Genomic DNA, 19,154 nt, shown 5'->3' on the forward strand with positions numbered 1-19,154 from the left:
GCTGGGCAGTCTGGCGCACGGCGACACCCTGGCCTTGGCTGGCATCGTGGTCGGGCGGCAGCGGCCCCAGACTGCCAGTGGCGTGACGTTCGTCACCCTGGAAGACGAGTTTGGCCTGGTCAATGTCGTGGTCTGGAAAGCGCTGGCCGAACGCCAGCGCCAGGCACTGGTGGGTTCGCAGCTGCTCAAGGTGAGTGGGCGCCTGGAGCAGCAGGGGGAAGTCAGGCACCTGATTGCCAAGCGCCTGGATGACATCAGCTCGCTGCTGCATGGGCTGGAGGTGCGGAGTCGGGATTTTCACTAGCTCCCTGGCGTTATCCGGGGTCTGCAGGTGGGAGCCAACTGTCTTTGACGAAGCCCGGACAATCGGTGCCATCAGGCCTTGGTCGACAGCAACGCGGTCCTGGTAGGACTTCAGTCGCGATGGCCGTCGCAGCCGGCCTGACTCGGGCCACGCGCATCAACAAGCAGAGCGCAGCCGTGGCCCCTGGGCCGGCTACGCCGTCTATCGCGACTGAAGTCGCCAACAGGTTGCGCGGTGGCCTGAGAGCGTTTGTTGTGCAGGAACAAGCGATCCTTGTGGGAGCGCCGGACCGGCCGCTTATAGCTGCCACTCCGGGCGGAGTCAGCTGCAAAGCCGTAGCCGTGGCCTCACACCATCGCCAGCCTGTGCTTGTGCACCGGGGGCGCAAAAACCTCGTCGATGGCCAGCAGGTCCTCGTCGGTCAGCCGCAAGGCGCCCGCCGCAGCGTTGAGCTGCACGTGTTCGGGCTTGACGGCCTTGGGAATCGCAATCACGCCGCCGCCGTGGGTGACCCAGGCCAGGCTGACCTGGGCTGGCGTTGCGCCGTGCTGTTCAGCGATGTTGGCCAGGACCCCATGGTTGAGAAAACGCCCACCCTGTGCCAGTGGGCAGTAGGCCATGACCGGCATGCCTTGGGCCCGACTCCACGGCAGCAGGTCGAATTCGATGCCGCGCTGGCTGGGGTTGTACAGCACCTGGTTGGCAGCACAGGCCGAAGAGGGCAGGCCTTGAAGGTCTGCCAGGTCGAAATTGGACACGCCCCAGGCGCCGATCTTGCCCTGTTCACGCAGGCGCTCGAAGGCCTCGATGGTCTCCTCCAGCGGGTGCTGGCCCTGCCAATGCAGCAGGTACAGGTCGAGGTAATCGGTGCCCAGGCGCTTGAGGCTGCGCTCGCATGCCTCAGGCACACCACGCCGGCTTGCATTGTGCGGATAGACCTTGCTGACCAGGCAGACCTTGTCGCGGCGCCCGGCGATGGCTTTGCCCACCACCTGCTCGGCGCCCCCTTCGGCATACATTTCGGCGGTGTCGATCAGGGTCAGGCCAAGGTCGATGCCCTGTTGCAAGGCCGCGACCTCTGTCGCCTGCTGATCGCTGCGTTCCCCCATGTACCACGTTCCCTGGCCAATGACTGGAACCTCGCAACCTGCCAATTTCATGTAGTGCATGTCACCTCCGGAATCTGTGTATGGGCCAGCACGACATCGAGCAATGCCTGGGCAGCAGTGGAGAGTTTCTGATCGCGTAGCGCAATGACGCCGATGCGCCGTTCCACGCAGGGGTCAACCAGCGTCACGCAGCGTGCGCCCAGTTCCTGCATCTGCTGGATGCACAGCGCGGGGACGGCGCTTACGCCCAGACCACTGGCGACCATGCGCCCGATGGTCGACAACTGATGGCTTTCAAACGCCACTGCCAGTGAGCCGGCCGCCACCGGTGCATGCTCCTCAAGCAGCAGGCGCACGGCAGAAGGGCGTTGCAAGGCAATGAAATCTTCACCGAGCAAGTCGCTCCAGGCCACCTGCGAGCGCCGCGCCAAGTGCGAATCGGCCGGTACCACGGCCACGAATCGGTCCAGGTAGAGCGGATGGAAATGCAATCCTTCACCACTGTCAGGTTCAAAGCCGATGCCCAGTTCGACGCGCCGATGGCGCACCAGTTCCAGTACCTGCTCGTTGATCACGTCATGCACGGTGACGTTGACCTTCGGATAGCGCTGACGAAACACCTTCAACGCCGGCGGCAGCAGGTTGCCTGCAAACGACGGCATGGCCGCCACCGACACCCGCCCCAACTGCAAGGTGAAGCGCTGCCGGAGCTGTTGTTCGGTGTCATCCCACTCGGCCAGCAGCCGCCGCGCCAATGGCAAGAGCACCTCGCCCTCGGCGGTCAGGCTGACGCTGCGGGTGGTGCGGGTGAACAGCGCACCCCCGAGGTTTTCTTCCAGCGCCTTGATGGTCAGGCTCAGGGCCGGCTGTGAAATGTGCAGGTGCTCCCCAGCCTGGGCGAAGCTCTGGAACTTGGCCACGCTGGCAAAGGCGCGAAGCTGCTTGACGTTCACGGGCGGGGCCTCTTTTGCAAATATTATCAATTGATCACGAAAACAAAATTAACAAATCAGTCGCCAAGCGTGAACATGCCACTACTCTCCATTTCCTACAAGGCGACAGAAGACCATGGCCGGACTCGACAAGCGCGTCACCAGCTATGAACAGGCCCTCGACGGGCTTACCGATGACATGACCGTGCTGGCCGGGGGCTTTGGCCTGTGCGGCATCCCGGAAAACCTGATTGCCGAGGTCAAGCGGCGTGGCGTGAAAGGCCTCACGGTGGTTTCCAACAACTGCGGCGTTGATGGCTTTGGCTTGGGCGTGCTGCTCGAGAACCGCCAGATCCGCAAGATGATCGCGTCCTATGTGGGGGAAAACGCCGAGTTCGAACGGCAGTTGCTCAGCGGCGAGCTGGAAGTGGAGCTGACGCCCCAAGGCACCCTGGCGGAAAAAATGCGCGCGGGCGGTGCCGGCATTCCTGCCTTCTTCACCGCTACCGGCTATGGCACACCCGTTGCCGAAGGCAAGGAAGTGCGTGAATTCAACGGCCGTGCCTACATCCTCGAGGAATGCATTACCGGTGATTTCGCAATCGTCAAAGGTTGGAAGGCCGACCATTACGGCAATGTCGTGTATCGCAACACCGCGCAGAATTTCAATCCGCTGGCCGCCACCGCCGGCCGCATCACCGTGGTGGAGGTCGAGGAGCTGGTCGAGCCCGGCGTGCTGCTGCCGAGCGAAATCCATACGCCGGGCATCTTCGTCGACCGGGTGATCGTCGGCCAGTTCGAGAAGCGCATCGAAAAACGTACCGTCAAGGCCTGAGCCCTGGCCTCATTCCTACAAGAGAACCTGACCATGGCCCTGACCCGCGAACAAATGGCGCAACGCGTCGCCCGCGAACTCAAAGACGGTTACTACGTCAACCTCGGCATCGGCATTCCCACCTTGGTGGCCAACTACGTGCCGGCCGACATGGACGTGATGCTGCAATCGGAAAACGGCCTGCTCGGCATGGGCGAGTTCCCCACCGAAAGCCAGCTCGACCCGGACATGATCAATGCTGGCAAACAGACCGTGACCGCCCGGCGCGGCGCCTCGATCTTCGATTCGGCGCAGTCGTTCGCAATGATTCGCGGCGGCCATGTCGACCTCACCGTGCTCGGCGCCTTCGAAGTCGACGTGCAGGGCAACATCGCCTCGTGGATGATTCCAGGCAAGCTGGTCAAGGGCATGGGCGGTGCCATGGACCTGGTGGCCGGCGCGGAAAACATCATCGTCACCATGACCCACGCCTCCAAGGACGGGGAATCCAAGCTGCTCGACCGCTGCAGCCTGCCATTGACCGGCGCCGGGTGCATTCGCAAGGTGTTGACCGATCTTGCCTATCTGGAAATCGAGAACGGCGCGTTCATCCTGCGTGAAACCGCGCCGGGGGTGAGCGTGCAGGAGGTGGTCGAGAAAACCGCAGGCAAGCTGATCGTGGCCGATGACGTCAAGGAAATGACCTTCTGAGGCCACGGCTCACGCCTGCATCACGCGACCCATCGGCACTGCCACCGCAGGGGCTGCAACGCAGCCCATCGGGGTTGGCACTGGAACCGGGCAAGGCGCCTTCCTCACCCCTGACGATAGCGCTGCGCCGGTATCCGCATTGACCTATTCCGCAGCCAACCGCGTGCGTGCGTGGCGCTCGGCCTTGTACTGCATCGCCACTGCCGGAGCCGGTTTGGTGGCCCCGGTCTCCAGCCACTGGCGCATGCGACTGGCATCGGCGAAGTGGGTGTACTTGCCAAACGCGTCGAGAATCACCATGGCCACTGGGCGGTTATCCATTTTCGTCAGCAGTACCAGGCAGTGGCCTGCTTCGTTGGTGAAGCCGGTCTTGGTCAGGTTGATGTCCCAGTTACTCTTGTTGACCAGGTGATCGGTGTTGCGAAAGCCCAGGGTGTAATTGGGCTTGCGGAAGGCCACGGTCTTTTCCCGGGTGGTCGACAACTGGCTGAGCATCGGGTAGCTGCGCGAAGCGATCAGCAGCTTGGCCAGGTCGCGGGCGGTAGACACGTTCTGTGTCGACAACCCGGTGGGCTCAACGTAGCGCGTATGGCTCATGCCCAGGCTGCGGGCCTTGGCGTTCATCGCCTTGATGAAGGCGCCATAACCGCCTGGATAATGGTTGGCCAGGCTGGTGGCGGCGCGGTTCTCCGATGACATCAAGGTGATCAGCAGGGTTTCGCGGCGGTTCAGCTCGCTGCCCAGGCGCACGCGGGAATAGATCCCCTTCATGTCGGGGTTGTTGGCGATGGTCATGGTGAGCATTTCATCCATCGGCAACTTGGCGTCCAACACTACCATGGCGGTCATCAGCTTGGTCACCGAGGCGATGGGCAGTACGCGTTCGGCGTGGCTGGAATACAGCTCCTGCCGGGTGTTGAGGTCAATCAGCAAGGCGCTGCCGGAGGCCAGGTGCAGTGTGGCCGGGTCGCGCGGCTTCTGGGTCGCGGTTTGTGCGGCCGCTGCAGTGGGGAGCATTGCAGCGCCTGTGAGCAACAACAGCAGGCTGAGAATGGACAGGGAAGATTTCACGTCGAGACTCACTAAGTGTGGGTATGTCATTGGCTGTAAAGGGCTTTTGCCCCTCAAAAACCGGCGCATTGTGGAGTATGGGCCAAGCGCTGTCGATTGCTTGTTCAGGCGGCTGAACGGTATGAAAAAAACTTCATGGACCGCGCACGTGGCGCCCGATCCTGAATAAAAAAAAGCCCGCCAGAGCGGCGGGCAATGGGACACGGTGCAACACACGACAAATACGTTCAGGCAGGCTACCAGCGCGGCGGCGGGCCATAGTAGTAACCCGGCGGCGGGCCGTAATAGCGCCGGTACTGCGGCGGCGGCGGAGGCGGCATGGGCACATAGCGCTCGACCACGTAAGGTTGTTCGTAATAGACCGGCTGGGGAGGTGCCTGGACATAGACCGGCGGCGGCGCGTAATAGGTGGGTTGGCGCTCCACATACACCGGGCGGTCATGGCCGCCCGACACTGCCGCGCCTACCACCGCGCCTACCACCGCCGCGCCCAGTACCGGCCCTGCGCCACGCCAGCCATGGGCGGCAGCCGGGCCACTCACGGCCAGGGCACCGATCAGCAACGCGATCACGGGCATGTGACGCTTCATACACAATCCTCGCAAGACACCCCTCGCTTGGGGCGTAACACTATGACCGCAGTTTCCCCGGCTTGCGCAGGGTGCCTGGGTAAAGGTTTTGTAAGGTCGGACAAACGGCTGAGGCCCGTAGGAATCTTAGGTGAATCGCTTCTGCATCTGCCCTCAGGTTTGTAGGATATGTTCTATAGCCCCATGCAGGCCCCTGGCGATGCCAGCTTCCCTTCCAAGGAACTACCATGACCCTCACACCCAGCGCAGATACCGTCTTGTGCATCTCCCTGGCCGGACGCCCAGGCACCTTCGGTGTGCGTTTCCATAACCATCTCTATCAGCAGATGGGCCTGAACTATTACTACAAGGCCATGACCACCCAGGACCTGCCCGCCGCTGTATCGGGCATCCGTGCCCTGGGCATTCGCGGCTGCGGCGTGTCGATGCCGTTCAAGGAAGCGTGCATGGCGCTGGTCGATGAGATAGATCCTTCGGCGGCGGCCATCGATTCGATCAACACCGTGGTCAACGACGCCGGCCACCTCAGGGCCTACAACACCGATTATCTGGCCGTACGCCAGCTGCTCGAAAGCCGTCAGGTCGACCCGAACACTGCCTTTGCCCTGCGTGGCAGTGGCGGAATGGCCAAGGCGGTCGCCTGTGCCCTGCGCGACAGCGGCTTTACCGACGGCACGCTAGTGGCGCGTAACGAACAAGCGGGCCGCGAGCTGGCCGATGCCTGCGGCTACCGCTGGGTGCGCGAGCTGGGCGAGCTCAGCCCGCCGATGCTGATCAATGTGACGCCCATCGGCATGGCCGCAGGCCCTGAGGCCGAACAGCTGGCCTTCACCGAGGCCGCCATTGCCGCCGCGCAATGGGTGTTCGATGTGGTGGCGATGCCCGAGCGCACGCCGTTGATCAAGCACGCCGAGGCTGCGGGCAAATCGGTGATTACCGGCTTGGAGGTGATCGCCTTGCAGGCGCTCGAGCAGTTCGTGCTGTACACCGGCGTACGCCCGAGCGAGGCCCAGGTACAGCAAGCCATCGCGTTTGCTCGTCAGGCTTGAGTCGCTGCGAGCGTGCGCCCGATAGCCTCAGGATGACGCATGCACAGGGCAGGGCGCGGTGCCTGGGGCAGGGTTTACGATGAGGTCCGCTCCTGCGCAGGGACTCGGCCCTGACGCGGGTGCTGCCAAGGCACCCGCGCGGGTGCGTCAGAAGCACCGGGCCTGCGCGTCGAGCTGCTGGTCCACCAGCCAACGACCGTGGGCCAGCGCCGCGTGCTGCGCGTGGTCCAGGTTGGCCATGAATTTCATGTCGACCGGCAGGGACAACCGTCGACTCACATGCCCCTCGGGATCAGTGATCAGGCAGCCGGCGGCGTAGGGCAGGGGAGAATCGGGATGGGCCATCACACTGGCGGTGATGGTGTGTTCACGGTGCTGGCAGTGGAGGGTTTGCATGGTGCCTACCTCGCTGTGGTCAGGAAGGTGCTACTTGCGTGATACCACAGCCAGGCTGAACGCGGTGGGCGCCCGACGAACGTCAGGCGCCCGAAGGCATTACATCGCTGCCGGCTGAATGATTTCAACCCAGTAGCCGTCGGGGTCCTTGATGAACGCCAGGTGTTTCATGCGGCCGTCGGTCAGGCGTTTCTGGAACGGCACGTTCAGGGCCTCGAAGCGGGCGCAGGCCGTGGTCACGTCCGGTACGGAAATGCAGATGTGGCCAAAGCCGCGCGGGTCGCTGTTGCCATCGTGGTAGGCGAAGTCAGCGTCGTTCTCGGTACCGTGGTTGTGGGTCAGCTCCAGTACGCCCGGAATCGACTTCATCCACTGATGACGCGCATCGTCGTCGGCTGGAATGCTGCTTTTATCGGCCAGGGCCAGGAAGTACAGGCTGAAACCTGCCTCCGCGAAGTCACGTTTGTCGACCAGGGTGAAGCCCAGAACCCGGGTGTAGAAGTCCAGCGATTTCTCGATGTCCTTGACCCGCAACATGGTGTGGTTGAACACGAAGTTGTGAGTGGCGGCGTCGGGTTGCGCGGTGATGCCGGGCAAGGTGTGCAGATCGTTCAGGCTCATGGGGTCTCCAGAAAACAAGGCCGGGCCTGTGGCGCCAGCGAAACAGACAGGCAAGCATGATACGGAAGAAATACGATCACACAAATGAAAGCGCCCCGCACGAGGTGCGGGGCGCTGGAATTAGAGGCCCGCATGTGCGGGCGCGTGATGGGGTCGCTAGTCCTTTAGCTGGTTTGATAATGCCCCCAGCGCTGTGAAAAATCTGTGAAGCGTTCGTTGATGTTTCATGAGCGCAGCCAGGTTTCCACCGTGTCACTGCCATATTGCTGTTTCCAGGCCTTCAGGCCGCGGTGATTGCCGCCTTTGGTCTCGATCATTTCACCGTTGTGCGGGTTCTCGTAGACTTTCATGACACGTGGCCGGCGGTGCTGCTTGGCCGCTGGCGCAGGCGCCTTGCTGGTGACGTTGGGATCGAGGATGGCGACGATTTCACGCAGCCCTTTGTCGTAGCTCTTCATCAAGTCGAGAAGTTTTTTCTCGAATTCGATTTCGCGCTTGAGGCCGGCGTCCTGTTTCATTGATTCGAGTTGTGCAAGTTGATCTTTCAGGGCTTTTTCTGCAGCGCGAAACTCGGCGAGTCTGGACATTGGCATCACTCCTGGAAAACGGCCGTGGCCGGGCGTACGAACAGGATGTCGACTAGTGCCGCCTGCCACATGAAGGGGGGTGAAACTGTTCGTTGAATGGGAGTGTAGTTGTCAGTCCGTAATGGGTAAACCTAAACTTTCCAGAAAAATGGCGTAACTAGTTACTCGCTCACACTAAGTATTTTGTACAAAAGATTTTGCGCGCGCGGGAAACTAAACCGCAGTATGCCTGGTGATGCGCCGCGCCCTTTAATTGAAGGTGGAGACACTCGATGAAACAGCTGTTACTGATCGGTATCGGTCCCGGCGATCCGCAACAGATCACGCTGCAGGCCGTCGATGCACTTCGCCGCGCCCAGGTGTTCTTCCTGTTGAACAAGGGCTCGCCCACCCATGAACTGGTCGATGCTCGCCGTCAGTTATTGCAGCAGCATGTGCCTGATGGCGATTATCGGGTGGTGGAAGTTACCGACGCCGTGCGCGATGGCCAGGGCGGCGATTATGTGGGTGCGGTCCAGGCCTGGCACCTGCAGCGTGCCATGTTGTACCAACGCCTGCTCGAAGAGCACTTGCAGCCGGGAGAGCTCGGCGCCTTTCTGTTATGGGGCGACCCCGGTTTGTATGACAGTACCGTGCGTATCCTGGAACGGGTGCGAGAACTCGGCACGCAGGTGGCGATCGAGATCATTCCTGGTATCAGCAGCGTGCAAGCGCTGGCTGCTCGCCATGCGATTGCGCTGAACCGTATTGGCGAGCCGCTGACGGTATTGCCCGGTCGGCAACTGGCCAGACACGACCGCATCGATAACGTCGTCGTGATGCTCGATGGGCAGTGCACGTTCACTCAGATCGACGCCGAGGGCCTGTTCATTTACTGGGGCGCCTACATAGGCACGCCCGATGAGCAGCTGATCGCCGGGCCGCTGAGTGAAGTGAAAGACAGGATAGTGCAAGTACGCGAAGAGGCTCGTGCCCGTAAAGGCTGGATCATGGACACGTACTTACTAAGAAGGATGCCGTGTTGAGCGGGTTCAGCGCTCGCCCAGAATCGCTTCGACCTTGAGCCGCAGCTGGTCGATGCTGAACGGTTTGCCAATCATGTGCATGCCGGCTGGTACGTTCAGGCTTTCTGCGTAGCCGCTGGCGAAGAGCACGGGCAGGTCAGGACGCATGTCCCGCGCCAGTTGGGCAAGGTCCTGGCCGCTCATGTCTGGTAGACCGATATCGGTCATGAGCAGGTCCAGGGGCTGAGTCGCATCCTTGAGAATGCTCAGCGCCTGGGCAGCGTCCGCTGCTTCGAGCACCGAGTACTCCAGTTCCTCGAGCACTTCGACCGTCAGCATCCGGACAATGTCGTCGTCTTCGACAACCAGTAAAGGCATGGATAGATCCTGTTAAATAGGTGTGTCTACTCAGTGCCTGGCAACGGGTAGAAGTTCCGCAGGATACCAGTGCGGTGCACTGCGATGGAACGATTGGGGCCTGCCAATTATCCAAGGCTGGCTAAAGGCCTGCCTTGGGCGAAAAAGCCCGGTAGACTGTGGCCCCTTTGCAAGGCGGCGCGGCCGACCGGCATCGCCGAGGCCAGGGCAGGCCGGGCCGTTTTTCCATGCACCGTTCAACAGACCTCATTCGCTCGGGCGTTACCCAATGATTCAAGCAGCTTCGATGGACCAACGCAGCTTTCGCAAGCTGCTCAGCCGCAACGTTGGCCTGCCCTTGGGCGTGGGTCTGCTGGGGGCCGTGGCCTTCGTGACGATCGTCAGCTACCTGCTGACGGCCATGAGGTGGGTAGAGCACACCGACCGTGTCATCAGCAACGCCAACGAGACCGTCAAGTTGTCGATCGACATGGAAACCGGCATGCGCGGCTTCCTCATCACCGGCGACGAACGTTTCCTCGACCCCTACGAGGTGGCCAAGCCGCAGATTTTCGGCAGCCTCAATGCGCTGCGGGAAATGGTCAGCGACAACCCGCAGCAGGTCGATCGCATCGAGCGCCTGAAATCGCTGCAAGGCGCATGGAACGACTTCGGGACCGAAATCATCAATCAGCGTCGCACCAACGGTAACTTCCGCGAGTCGATCGGCAGTGGTCGGGGCAAGCGGATCACCGATGAGATGCGCAAGGAATTTGCCACCTTCATCGGTCAGGAACAGCAGTTGCGCATGACCCGTACCGATACGGTAAGCACAACCACCACCCTGGCCATCAGCGGCTTCGTCCTTTTCATCGTGGCGCTCACCGCCTTGCTGGCCTACCTGGGGCGCCGCGATCTGCTGGCCCTGTCAGCCAGCTACGATGAAAACCTCTGGGCCCAGCAGCGCGCGGCCGAACGCCTGGAGCACCAGGCCTGGCTGCGCAGCGGGCAGACACAACTGTCGGGCGAAGTGTTGGGCCAACTGACCTTGCCGCTACTGGGCAACAGTATCCTCAAGTTCTTCGCCAGCTACCTGGGCAGTGTGGTCGGCGCTGTCTATGCGCGTGATGAGCATGGCCAATTGATCCGCGTGGCCAGCTACGGCCTGGATGCCGAGCAACAGGCCCGTGAGCAGCGGCTGTCTGCCCATGAGGGTCTGCTCGCCCAAGCGGTGAAGCAATCGCGCCTGGTGCGTCTGGACAACCTGCCCGAAGGCTTCCACCGCCTGAGCTCGGGCCTTGGCAGCGGCTTGCCGCGCAGCGCCATGCTGGTGCCGGCCAGCCACGACGGCGAGGTCAATGGGGTCATCGAGCTGGGCTTTCTGCGCCCGCTGCAACCTCGCGATGAAGAGTTGCTCGAGCTGCTCGCCGAGAGCCTGGGCACCTCCATCGAAAGCGCACGTTACCGCCAGCGTCTGCAGGAAGTGCTGGCCGAAACCCAGCAGCTCAATGAGGAACTGCAGGTCCAGCAGGAAGAGTTGAAGACCGCCAACGAAGAGCTCGAAGAGCAGTCGCGGGTGCTCAAGGAGTCCCAGGCGCACCTGGAAACCCAGCAGGCCGAGCTAGAACAGACCAACGAGCAACTGGCCGAGCGCACCGACGCGCTCGATCGCAAGAACAGCGAGCTCAATCTGGCGCAGAAAGAGCTGCAGGCCCGCGCTGACGACCTGCAGCGCTCCAGCCAGTACAAGTCCGAGTTCCTCGCCAACATGTCCCACGAGCTGCGCACCCCGCTCAACAGCTCGCTGATTCTGGCCAAGCTGCTGGGCGAAAACGCCAGCGGCAATCTCACTGCAGAACAGGTCAAGTTTGCCGACTCCATCTATTCCGCCGGCAACGACTTGCTCAACCTGATCAACGACATTCTCGACATCGCCAAGGTCGAAGCAGGCAAGTTGGACATGCGCCCTGAAACCACCCGTGTCGAACGCCTGGTCGATGGCTTGCGCGGCATGTTCCAGCCGCTGGCAGCCGACAAGGGCCTGACGCTCGAGGTGCAGATTCAAGGGCAGGTGCCGGCCACCCTGTACACAGACCGTCAACGCCTGGAGCAGATCCTCAAGAACCTGCTGTCCAATGCCATCAAGTTCACCGAGCAGGGCAAGGTCAGCCTGACCATCAGCCATGCGCCGGAGCAGGGCATCGTCTTCGCCGTGCAGGACAGCGGCATCGGCATCGCCGCCGACCAGCAGCAAGCGATCTTCGGCGCGTTCCATCAGGTCGATGGCACCAGTAACCGTCGCTACGGCGGCACAGGCCTGGGCTTGTCGATTTCGCGCGACCTGGCGCAGCTGCTTGGTGGGCAGATCACCGTGCGCAGCCAGCCGGGGCAGGGCAGCCTGTTCAGCCTGGCATTGCCGGAACGCTACGAGGCCGACGAGCTGTCTGGCCAGGCCCCGGCCGTGCAACCCGTGCTCGAGCGTCTGCAGGCAGCTCCCAGCCCGGCGCCCAGCCTGCCGGTGCCCAGCGCGACACTTCCCCCAGCCTTTACCGACGACCGCGATCTGGCCCCCTTCAGCAATCGCTGCATCCTGGTCATCGAAGACGAACCGAACTTCGCCCGCATCCTCTATGACCTCGCCCGTGAGCTGGGCTACAACTGCCTGCACGCCCAGGGTGCCGACGAAGGCTTCGAGCTGGCTTCGCGCTATCTGCCAGACGCCGTGCTGCTGGACATGCGCCTGCCGGATCATTCCGGGCTGACCGTGCTGCAGCGCTTGAAGGAACAGGCCGAAACCCGGCACATCCCGGTGCACGTGATTTCGGTGGAAGACCGGGTGGAGGCTGCCCTGCACATGGGCGCCATTGGTTACGCGGTCAAACCCGCGACCCGCGACCAGCTCAAGGAGGTGTTCGGTCGCCTCGAAGCCAAGCTGACGCAAAAGCTAAAGCGCATCCTGCTGGTGGAAGACGACGACCTGCAGCGCGAGAGCATCGCCCGGCTGATCGGCGACGAGGACATCGAGATCACCGACGTGGCCACGGCCCACGAGGCATTGGACCTGCTGCGCGAAAACATCTATGACTGCATGATCATCGACCTCAAGCTGCCGGACATGCTCGGCAACGAGCTGCTCAAGCGCATGACCGCCGAAGACATCCGCGCCTTCCCGCCGGTGATCGTCTACACCGGGCGCAACCTGACCCGTGAAGAAGAAGCCGAGCTGCTCAAGTATTCGCGCTCGATCATCATCAAGGGTGCCCGCTCGCCGGAGCGTCTGCTGGACGAGGTGACGCTGTTCCTGCACCAGGTCGAATCGCAGCTGTCCCACGAGCGTCAGCGCATGCTCAAGACCGCGCGCAGCCGCGACAAGGTGTTCGAGGGGCGGCGCATCCTGCTGGTCGATGACGATGTGCGCAATATCTTCGCCCTCACCAGTGCGCTGGAGCACAAGGGGGCTGTGGTGGTGATCGGCCGCAACGGCCGCGAAGCCATCGAGCGACTGGAGCAGCACGACGACATCGACCTGGTGCTGATGGACGTGATGATGCCGGAGATGGATGGCTATGAAGCCACCCGGCTGATCCGCCAGCAACCGCGCTGGCGCAAGCTGCCGATCATTTCGGTGACGGCCAAGGCGATGAAGGACGACCAGCAGCGTTGTCTGCAGGCCGGTGCCAACGATTACCTGGCCAAGCCCATCGACCTGGATCGACTGTTCTCGCTGATCCGCGTGTGGCTGCCGCAACTGGAGCGAATTTGACTATCGACCGCGATACCGAGATCGAAATCAGGCTGCTCATCGAGGCGATCTACCTCAAGTACAGCTATGACTTTCGCGATTACTCCGGCGCTTCGATCAAGCGCCGGATTCTTCATGCCGTGAACCAGTTCGAGTGCCGCACCGTGTCGGCCTTGCAGGAACGCGTGCTGCACGATCCGAGCATGTTCATGGAGCTGCTGCAGTACCTGACGATTCCGGTCAGCGAAATGTTCCGCGACCCCAGCCACTTCCTGGCCTTGCGCACGGAAGTGGTGCCATTGCTGCGCACCTGGCCTTCGATCAAGGTCTGGATTGCCGGCTGCAGCACGGGAGAGGAGGTTTATTCCATGGCCATCCTTCTGCGTGAAGAGGGCTTGCTCGAACGCAGCATTCTGTATGCCACCGACATCAACCCCTATTCGCTGGAGCGGGCCAAGCAAGGCATCTATTCGCTGCAGAACATCGACACCTACGCGCAGAACTACCGCGAGGCAGGCGGGCGTCGGGACTTTTCCGAGTACTACACCGCCGCCTACGGCAACGCCATCATGGACAGCAGCCTGCGCGACAACGTGACCTTCGCCGACCACAGTCTGGCCACCGACAGCGTGTTTTCCGAAACCCAGCTGGTGTCGTGCCGCAATGTGATGATCTATTTCAACAAGGCACTGCAAGACCGGGCATTCGGGCTGTTTCACGAGTCGCTGTGCCACCGCGGTTTCCTGGTGCTGGGCAGCAAGGAGTCGGTGGACTTTTCCGCCTATGCTGATCGTTTCAAGGCGCTGGTGCGCCCTGAGCGGATCTTTCGCAAATCATGAACACGCCTCATGCCATCGTCATCGGCGCATCGGCCGGCGGGGTCGCCGCATTGTTCGAGGTGCTCGGGCTGCTACCGCCGGCATTCAGCCTGCCGGTGTTGTGTGTGCTGCACCTGCCGCAAGATCGCCCCAGCCACCTGGCTGCCGTGCTGCAACAGCGCCTGGGACGGCCGGTGCATGAAGCGCGTGACAAGGAAAGCATCATGTCAGGAAGCATCTATGTCGCAGGCCCGGGGTATCACCTGTCGGTCGAGCGCGATTTGAGCCTGTCGCTGAGCCAGGAAGAGCCGGTGCATTTTTCCCGGCCGGCCATCGACTTCCTCTTCGAGTCCGCCGCCGATGCGTATGGTGCGGATCTGATGGGCATCGTGCTCACGGGTGCCAATCAGGACGGCGCCAGAGGGCTTGCCAGAATCAAACAACAGGGCGGCCGGACCGTGGTCCAGGACCCCAATGAAGCACAGGTCGGGCTGATGCCTCAGGCAGCACTGGCGTTGCATGCCCCTGACCACATTCTTTCTCTAAGCGGTATCGGGCACTTGCTCGCCACCTTGGAACCCCGCGCATGCTAAGCCACCTCACCGCGAAACTGCTGATCGTCGACGACCTGCCGGAAAACCTGCTGGCCCTCCAGGCCCTGATCCAGGGCGAGGACCGCGAGGTGCATCAGGCGTTGTCGGCCGACCAGGCACTGTCGCTGCTGCTCGAACATGATTTCGCCCTGGCCATCCTCGATGTCCAGATGCCTGGCATGAACGGTTTCGAGCTGGCCGAGCTGATGCGCGGCATGGAAAAGACCAAGCACATTCCGATCGTTTTCGTCAGTGCGGCCGGGCGCGAGATGGATTACGCCTTCAAGGGCTACGAAAGCGGTGCGGTAGATTTCCTGCACAAGCCGCTCGACACCTTGGCGGTGAAGAGCAAGGTCACCGTGTTCGTTGACCTGTTTCGCCAGCGCCAGGTGCTCGACCGCCAGCTCGAGGCCCTGGAGCGCGGCCGTCAGGAGCAGGCGTTGCTGCTGGCCAGGCTGCAGTCGACCCAGGCTGACCTGCAGCACGCGGTGCGCATGCGCGATGACTTCATGTCGATCGTTTCGCACGAGGTGCGTACGCCGCTCAATGGCCTGATTCTGGAGACTCAACTGCGCAAGATGAACCTGGCCCGTGGCAACCTTGCCGCGTTCAGCACGGACAAGCTGCACTTGATGGTCGAGCGCGACGAACGGCAGATCAATAGCCTGATCCGGCTGGTCGAAGACATGTTGGACGTGTCGCGGATCCGCACGGGCAAGTTGTCGATCCGGCCCAAGGTGTTTGACTTGTGTGCGTTGCTGCACAACCTGGTCGAGCGGTTCAGTGCCCAGGCCGAGTCGTTGGACACGCAGATCGAGCTCAGCGCCGCATGCCCGATGCTGGGCGAGTGGGATGAGTTCCGAATCGAGCAGGTGCTGGCCAATCTGCTGTCCAATGCGCTGCGCTATGGCGATCACAAGACGGTGCATGTGCGGCTGCATCAGGACGGCGACGCGGCGTGTGTGCAGGTGCAGGACCAGGGCATCGGCATCAGCCAGCCGAACCAGAAACGTATTTTCCAGCAGTTCGAGCGGGTCTCGGCGCAGCACGCCCGCAGCGGCTTGGGCCTGGGGCTGTATATCTCCGAGCAGATCGTGCTGGCCCATGGCGGGCGTATCGAGGTCGACAGCGAAGAGGGCCAAGGCTCGACGTTCAGCGTTTTTCTGCCGCTTTGCGCGGCACCGACACAAAGCGATCAGGCGCAGGCAACCTCTGCGTGAGCCTGGGGTCATAGGGGCAGCTTGTTGAATTTGAAGGCGTTGCCATGAGTGAAGATGCACAAGATGTAGTGCTGATCGTCGAGGACGAAGAAGCCATACGGATTATTTTGCAGGACTACCTGTCCGGCGAGGGTTACCACGTGCTGGTGGCTGAAGACGGCGCGCAGGCCTTCGCGATTCTGGCCAGCAAGCCGCATCTGGACCTGATCGTGACCGACTACCGGCTTCCCGGCGGGATCTCCGGTGTGCAGATCGCCGAGCCGGCCGTGAAGCTGCGGCCTGACCTGAAGGTGATCTTCATCAGTGGCTATCCGGCGGAAATCCGCGAGTCCGACAGCCCGATCGCCCATAAGGCGCCGATCCTGGCCAAACCCTTTGATCTGGCGACCTTGAAAGAGCAGATCCAGAATCAGCTCAGATAACCTCTGCGCCTGCTGTTGATCACGCTTTCAGGTGTTTTGGCGGGCGCACTGCACTACCGCTGTGGCAGCCGCTGCTTGCCTTCACATGCCAGGCACGCAGCGCTTGCCTGGCTGCGCTCGAGGCATGCAGGCGCAGCCCGGCCTTTACCCGCGTTGGCTTCGCCAACTGCGAAGCGGTGAGCCGCCCAATGGCTGCTACAGTTTTTGTAATACTTTCTCGCTGTGAGATTTATCTAACTGAGCTGTAGGATTATTTTCCGTATTTTCCAGCAAGGTCCCTATGAGCGCTTTCTCCGAGCCTCCCTGTGTGTGGTCGCCACGACCGTCCTGCCTGTCTCCCTTTCTTGACCCTGCCGCGAGTATCCGTTGATGGAATGGCTAGCTGACCCCACGGCCTGGCTAGGCCTGCTTACGCTCATCGTGCTCGAACTGGTGCTGGGTATCGACAACCTGGTGTTCATCGCCATCCTTGCCGACAAGCTTCCGCCGCATCAGCGCGACCGTGCGCGGATCATCGGCCTGAGTCTGGCGCTGATCATGCGCCTGGGCTTGCTGGCGAGCATTTCCTGGATGGTCACCCTCACCGAGCCATTGTTCGAGGTATTCGGCAAAAGCTTCTCGGGCCGCGACCTGATCATGCTGTTCGGCGGCGTGTTCCTGCTGTTCAAGGCAACCATGGAGCTGCATGAGCGCTTGGAAGGGCATGAGCCGCAGAGCCAGGGCGCGCTGCGTTATTCGGCATTCTGGCCCATCGTGGCGCAGATCGTGGTGCTCGACGCGGTGTTCTCGCTCGATGCGGTGATCACGGCCGTGGGCATGGTCGAGCACCTGTCGGTGATGATGATTGCGGTGATTTTCTCCATCGGCATCATGATCGTGGCCAGCAAGCCGCTGACCCGCTTCGTCAATGCCCACCCCACCGTCATCATGCTGTGCCTGGGCTTCTTGATGATGATCGGCTTCAGCCTGACGGCCGAAGGCTTGGGCTTCCACATCCCCAAAGGCTATCTGTATGCGGCCATCGGCTTCTCGCTGCTGATCGAGCTGTTCAATCAACTGGCCCGTGCCCGTCGCAAGCGCAGCGTGCAGAGCCATCGCCCGCTGCGCGAGCGCACCGCCCATGCCGTGCTGCGTCTGCTGGGTGGCCGCCGGGTCAGCAGCGATGAAGTCGGTGACGAGATCGCCGACATGGTCGAAGGCGGCGACAGCGAAGTGCTGTTCGATCGCCGTGAGCGGGTGATGATCAGTGGCGTGCTGCACCTGGCCGAGCGGCCGATCCGTACGGTGATGACCGCACGAGCCGAGGTCGATGCCATTGACCTGGCGCTCGACCCACAGGGCAACGCGCTGAACCTGGCCCACTCGCCGTATTCACGCCTGCCGGTGATCCGCGCCGGGCGTATCGAGGAGCCGCTGGGTTATGTGCACAAGAAGGAGCTGCTCAAGGCCGTGTTGTCTGGCGAGCAGCCGGACCTGGAAAGCATGGTCCAGGTGCCGTTGAACCTGCTGGAAAGCTTCAGCATCCTCAACGCACTGGAGCAGATGCGCAGCCAGTCGACGCACATCGCTTTCGTGGTCAACGAATTCGGTGACTTCACGGGCCTGCTGACCATGACCGACATTCTCGAGTCGATTGCCGGCGAGTTGCCCGATGCCAGCGAGATCGGCGGCCCGGAGATCGTCGAGGACACCCTCGGTTTCATCGCCAGCGGCGCCTTGAACCTGAGCCAGGTGCAGGCGCGAACCGGCTTTGCTGCCCGCGCCACCGAGGATTACCAGACCCTCGCGGGCCTGGTGATGAGCCTGCTCGACCGTTTGCCGGTCATCGGCGACCGCCTGAGCTGCAACGGCTGGACCCTGACCGTGGTCACGGTCGAAGAGCGGCGCGTGCGCCAGGTCCACCTCAGTCGCGACGACGCTGGCGCAACAGATGCCTGACGCCTTCGAGGACCAGCACCAGCACAGCGGCCCAGATCGGCAGGTAGGTCAGCCACTGGTCGGGGCCGATGGTCTCGCCCAGCAGCAACGCCACGCCCACCAGCAGCACGGGCTCGACGTAGCTGAGCAGGCCGAACAGCGTGAAGGGCAGCAGGCGGCTGGCCAGGACATATGAAATCAGCGCTCCGGCGCTGATCGCCCCCAACACCGGGATCAGCAGGTAAAGCCCTGAGTGCGCGGCCAGGTCGGTCGGTGACAAGGGGCCCTGTACGACGAAATAGATCGCCCACGGCAGCAACAGAAACATGTCCCACCACAACCCGCCCAGGTGGTCGCTCTGGCAGCGCTTGCGCAGGACGAAATACACCGGGTAACCCAGCATCACCACCAGCGTTTCCCAGGCAAAGCTGCCGTGCTGGTACAGCTCGTGGGCCACGCCCAGCGCAGCGCAGGCCACCGCCACACCCTGCAGCCGTGACAGGCGCTCGCCATACACCAGCCGGCCTGTGGTCACCATGGCCAGGGGCAGCAGGAAGTAACCCATCGACACTTCCAGGCTGCGCCCGTGCAACGGTGCCCAGAGAAACAGCCACAACTGAATGCCCATCAGCCACGAGGTGCCGAGCATGCCCAGCAGCAGCAGCGGCGTGCGCCGCACCCGTGCAAACAGCTCGCCCACGCGCTGCCAGTCCTTGGAGGCGAGCATGAACAGCGTCAGGCAGGGAAGCGTCAGCAAGGTGCGCCAACCGAAGATTTCCTCGCCGTCCAGTGGCGCAAGCAGGGAGGTATAGAAGTACATCACGGCGAACAGACACGACGCCAAGACCGAAATTACGATGCCCTTAGACACGACCGCCTCTTCTGAACGTTGAACCC

Annotated in this window: 20 protein-coding genes; 11 read left to right on the forward strand and 9 right to left on the reverse strand. The window is 62.2% G+C overall.

Annotated features, from left to right (window positions below; genetic code table 11):
* Positions 1-304 (forward strand): OB-fold nucleic acid binding domain-containing protein (locus RT028_RS05600; RefSeq protein WP_312933328.1); only part of this gene is annotated, 304 nt, incomplete at its 5' end.
* A gap of 347 nt (positions 305-651) precedes the next feature.
* Here the strand turns inward: RT028_RS05600 and RT028_RS05605 are convergent.
* Complete coding sequence (locus RT028_RS05605; protein WP_312933329.1) at positions 652-1,473, reverse strand: aldo/keto reductase; 822 nt, start codon at positions 1,471-1,473, stop codon at positions 652-654.
* Positions 1,461-2,366: a LysR family transcriptional regulator gene (locus tag RT028_RS05610; RefSeq protein ID WP_312933331.1), complete on the reverse strand. Its 906-nt coding sequence runs from the start codon at positions 2,364-2,366 to the stop codon at positions 1,461-1,463. The genes RT028_RS05605 and RT028_RS05610 overlap by 13 nt, the downstream gene beginning before the upstream one ends.
* Positions 2,367-2,481: 115 nt before the next feature.
* Between RT028_RS05610 and RT028_RS05615 the strand changes: the two genes are divergently transcribed.
* Positions 2,482-3,180 carry a CoA transferase subunit A gene (locus RT028_RS05615; protein ID WP_312933333.1) on the forward strand — a complete coding sequence of 233 codons (699 nt, stop codon included), beginning with the start codon at positions 2,482-2,484 and terminating at the stop codon, positions 3,178-3,180.
* Between the two features lie 33 nt (positions 3,181-3,213).
* Positions 3,214-3,870: a CoA transferase subunit B gene (locus RT028_RS05620; protein ID WP_312933334.1), complete on the forward strand. Its 657-nt coding sequence runs from the start codon at positions 3,214-3,216 to the stop codon at positions 3,868-3,870.
* 144 nt (positions 3,871-4,014) lie between these two features.
* Here RT028_RS05620 and pbpG read toward each other — a convergent pair whose 3' ends face one another.
* Entirely contained in the window at positions 4,015-4,941 is a 927-nt protein-coding gene (gene pbpG / locus RT028_RS05625; RefSeq protein ID WP_312933336.1) for a D-alanyl-D-alanine endopeptidase, read from the reverse strand.
* A gap of 236 nt (positions 4,942-5,177) precedes the next feature.
* Positions 5,178-5,531: a hypothetical protein gene (locus RT028_RS05630; RefSeq protein ID WP_312933338.1), complete on the reverse strand. Its 354-nt coding sequence runs from the start codon at positions 5,529-5,531 to the stop codon at positions 5,178-5,180.
* A 227-nt stretch (positions 5,532-5,758) separates the two neighbouring features.
* Here RT028_RS05630 and RT028_RS05635 point away from each other — a divergent pair, with 227 nt between their 5' ends.
* Positions 5,759-6,580 (forward strand): shikimate 5-dehydrogenase, encoded by an 822-nt coding sequence (locus tag RT028_RS05635; RefSeq protein WP_312933339.1) that lies wholly within the window; start codon positions 5,759-5,761, stop codon positions 6,578-6,580.
* Positions 6,581-6,727: 147 nt separating this feature from the next.
* Here RT028_RS05635 and RT028_RS05640 read toward each other — a convergent pair whose 3' ends face one another.
* The 3 genes from RT028_RS05640 to RT028_RS05650 form a co-directional block, all read right to left on the reverse strand.
* Entirely contained in the window at positions 6,728-6,976 is a 249-nt protein-coding gene (locus RT028_RS05640; protein WP_312933341.1) for a hypothetical protein, read from the reverse strand.
* A 99-nt stretch (positions 6,977-7,075) separates the two neighbouring features.
* The gene (gene gloA, locus RT028_RS05645; protein ID WP_312933343.1) at positions 7,076-7,597 is read right to left on the reverse strand and encodes a lactoylglutathione lyase; all 522 of its coding nucleotides are present in this window, start codon (positions 7,595-7,597) and stop codon (positions 7,076-7,078) included.
* 224 nt (positions 7,598-7,821) lie between these two features.
* Positions 7,822-8,184: a histone-like nucleoid-structuring protein, MvaT/MvaU family gene (locus tag RT028_RS05650; RefSeq protein WP_312933345.1), complete on the reverse strand. Its 363-nt coding sequence runs from the start codon at positions 8,182-8,184 to the stop codon at positions 7,822-7,824.
* A 272-nt stretch (positions 8,185-8,456) separates the two neighbouring features.
* On the opposite strand from RT028_RS05650, the gene cobF reads away from it, so the two are divergent.
* Positions 8,457-9,209, forward strand: a complete 753-nt coding sequence (gene cobF, locus RT028_RS05655; protein ID WP_312933347.1) for a precorrin-6A synthase (deacetylating) — start codon at positions 8,457-8,459, stop codon at positions 9,207-9,209.
* 6 nt (positions 9,210-9,215) lie between these two features.
* On the opposite strand, the gene RT028_RS05660 is transcribed toward cobF, so the two are convergent.
* Positions 9,216-9,566, reverse strand: coding sequence for a response regulator (locus RT028_RS05660; protein ID WP_312933349.1), 351 nt, complete (start codon positions 9,564-9,566; stop codon positions 9,216-9,218).
* Positions 9,567-9,834: 268 nt separating this feature from the next.
* Between RT028_RS05660 and RT028_RS05665 the strand changes: the two genes are divergently transcribed.
* From RT028_RS05665 to RT028_RS05690, 6 genes are all read left to right on the forward strand, one after another.
* On the forward strand, positions 9,835-13,308 hold the full coding sequence (locus RT028_RS05665; RefSeq protein ID WP_312933351.1) for a response regulator: 3,474 nt from the start codon (positions 9,835-9,837) through the stop codon (positions 13,306-13,308).
* A complete protein-coding gene (locus RT028_RS05670; RefSeq protein ID WP_312933353.1) occupies positions 13,305-14,126 on the forward strand; it encodes a CheR family methyltransferase in 822 nt (273 codons plus the stop codon). The genes RT028_RS05665 and RT028_RS05670 overlap by 4 nt, the downstream gene beginning before the upstream one ends.
* Positions 14,123-14,698, forward strand: coding sequence for a chemotaxis protein CheB (locus RT028_RS05675; protein WP_312933355.1), 576 nt, complete (start codon positions 14,123-14,125; stop codon positions 14,696-14,698). The genes RT028_RS05670 and RT028_RS05675 overlap by 4 nt, the downstream gene beginning before the upstream one ends.
* Positions 14,692-15,918 (forward strand): hybrid sensor histidine kinase/response regulator, encoded by a 1,227-nt coding sequence (locus tag RT028_RS05680; protein ID WP_312933357.1) that lies wholly within the window; start codon positions 14,692-14,694, stop codon positions 15,916-15,918. The genes RT028_RS05675 and RT028_RS05680 overlap by 7 nt, the downstream gene beginning before the upstream one ends.
* A gap of 44 nt (positions 15,919-15,962) precedes the next feature.
* Positions 15,963-16,340, forward strand: a complete 378-nt coding sequence (locus RT028_RS05685; protein WP_312933359.1) for a response regulator — start codon at positions 15,963-15,965, stop codon at positions 16,338-16,340.
* Between the two features lie 369 nt (positions 16,341-16,709).
* Positions 16,710-18,278: a TerC family protein gene (locus RT028_RS05690; protein ID WP_312933361.1), complete on the forward strand. Its 1,569-nt coding sequence runs from the start codon at positions 16,710-16,712 to the stop codon at positions 18,276-18,278.
* On the opposite strand, the gene rarD is transcribed toward RT028_RS05690, so the two are convergent.
* Positions 18,244-19,128, reverse strand: a complete 885-nt coding sequence (gene rarD, locus RT028_RS05695) for an EamA family transporter RarD (RefSeq protein WP_312933363.1) — start codon at positions 19,126-19,128, stop codon at positions 18,244-18,246. The two genes, RT028_RS05690 and rarD, sit on opposite strands and share 35 nt — an antisense overlap.
* Positions 19,129-19,154 lie beyond the last annotated feature (26 nt).

This window comes from Pseudomonas sp., from assembly GCF_032058845.1.
In the GTDB taxonomy this organism is placed as follows: domain Bacteria; phylum Pseudomonadota; class Gammaproteobacteria; order Pseudomonadales; family Pseudomonadaceae; genus Aquipseudomonas.

Excerpts from the sequence above, each read along its gene's own strand:
- RT028_RS05605 (WP_312933329.1), bottom strand. The coding sequence starts at position 1,473 with ATGCACTACATGAAATTGGCAGGTTGCGAGGTTCCAGTCATTGGCCAG.
- RT028_RS05615 (WP_312933333.1), top strand. The coding sequence starts at position 2,482 with ATGGCCGGACTCGACAAGCGCGTCACCAGCTATGAACAGGCCCTCGAC.
- RT028_RS05620 (WP_312933334.1), top strand. The coding sequence starts at position 3,214 with ATGGCCCTGACCCGCGAACAAATGGCGCAACGCGTCGCCCGCGAACTC.
- RT028_RS05630 (WP_312933338.1), bottom strand. The coding sequence starts at position 5,531 with ATGAAGCGTCACATGCCCGTGATCGCGTTGCTGATCGGTGCCCTGGCC.
- RT028_RS05635 (WP_312933339.1), top strand. The coding sequence starts at position 5,759 with ATGACCCTCACACCCAGCGCAGATACCGTCTTGTGCATCTCCCTGGCC.
- RT028_RS05640 (WP_312933341.1), bottom strand. The coding sequence starts at position 6,976 with ATGCAAACCCTCCACTGCCAGCACCGTGAACACACCATCACCGCCAGT.
- gloA (WP_312933343.1), bottom strand. The coding sequence starts at position 7,597 with ATGAGCCTGAACGATCTGCACACCTTGCCCGGCATCACCGCGCAACCC.
- RT028_RS05650 (WP_312933345.1), bottom strand. The coding sequence starts at position 8,184 with ATGTCCAGACTCGCCGAGTTTCGCGCTGCAGAAAAAGCCCTGAAAGAT.
- cobF (WP_312933347.1), top strand. The coding sequence starts at position 8,457 with ATGAAACAGCTGTTACTGATCGGTATCGGTCCCGGCGATCCGCAACAG.
- RT028_RS05660 (WP_312933349.1), bottom strand. The coding sequence starts at position 9,566 with ATGCCTTTACTGGTTGTCGAAGACGACGACATTGTCCGGATGCTGACG.
- RT028_RS05665 (WP_312933351.1), top strand. The coding sequence starts at position 9,835 with ATGATTCAAGCAGCTTCGATGGACCAACGCAGCTTTCGCAAGCTGCTC.
- RT028_RS05675 (WP_312933355.1), top strand. The coding sequence starts at position 14,123 with ATGAACACGCCTCATGCCATCGTCATCGGCGCATCGGCCGGCGGGGTC.
- RT028_RS05680 (WP_312933357.1), top strand. The coding sequence starts at position 14,692 with ATGCTAAGCCACCTCACCGCGAAACTGCTGATCGTCGACGACCTGCCG.
- RT028_RS05685 (WP_312933359.1), top strand. The coding sequence starts at position 15,963 with ATGAGTGAAGATGCACAAGATGTAGTGCTGATCGTCGAGGACGAAGAA.
- RT028_RS05690 (WP_312933361.1), top strand. The coding sequence starts at position 16,710 with ATGGAATGGCTAGCTGACCCCACGGCCTGGCTAGGCCTGCTTACGCTC.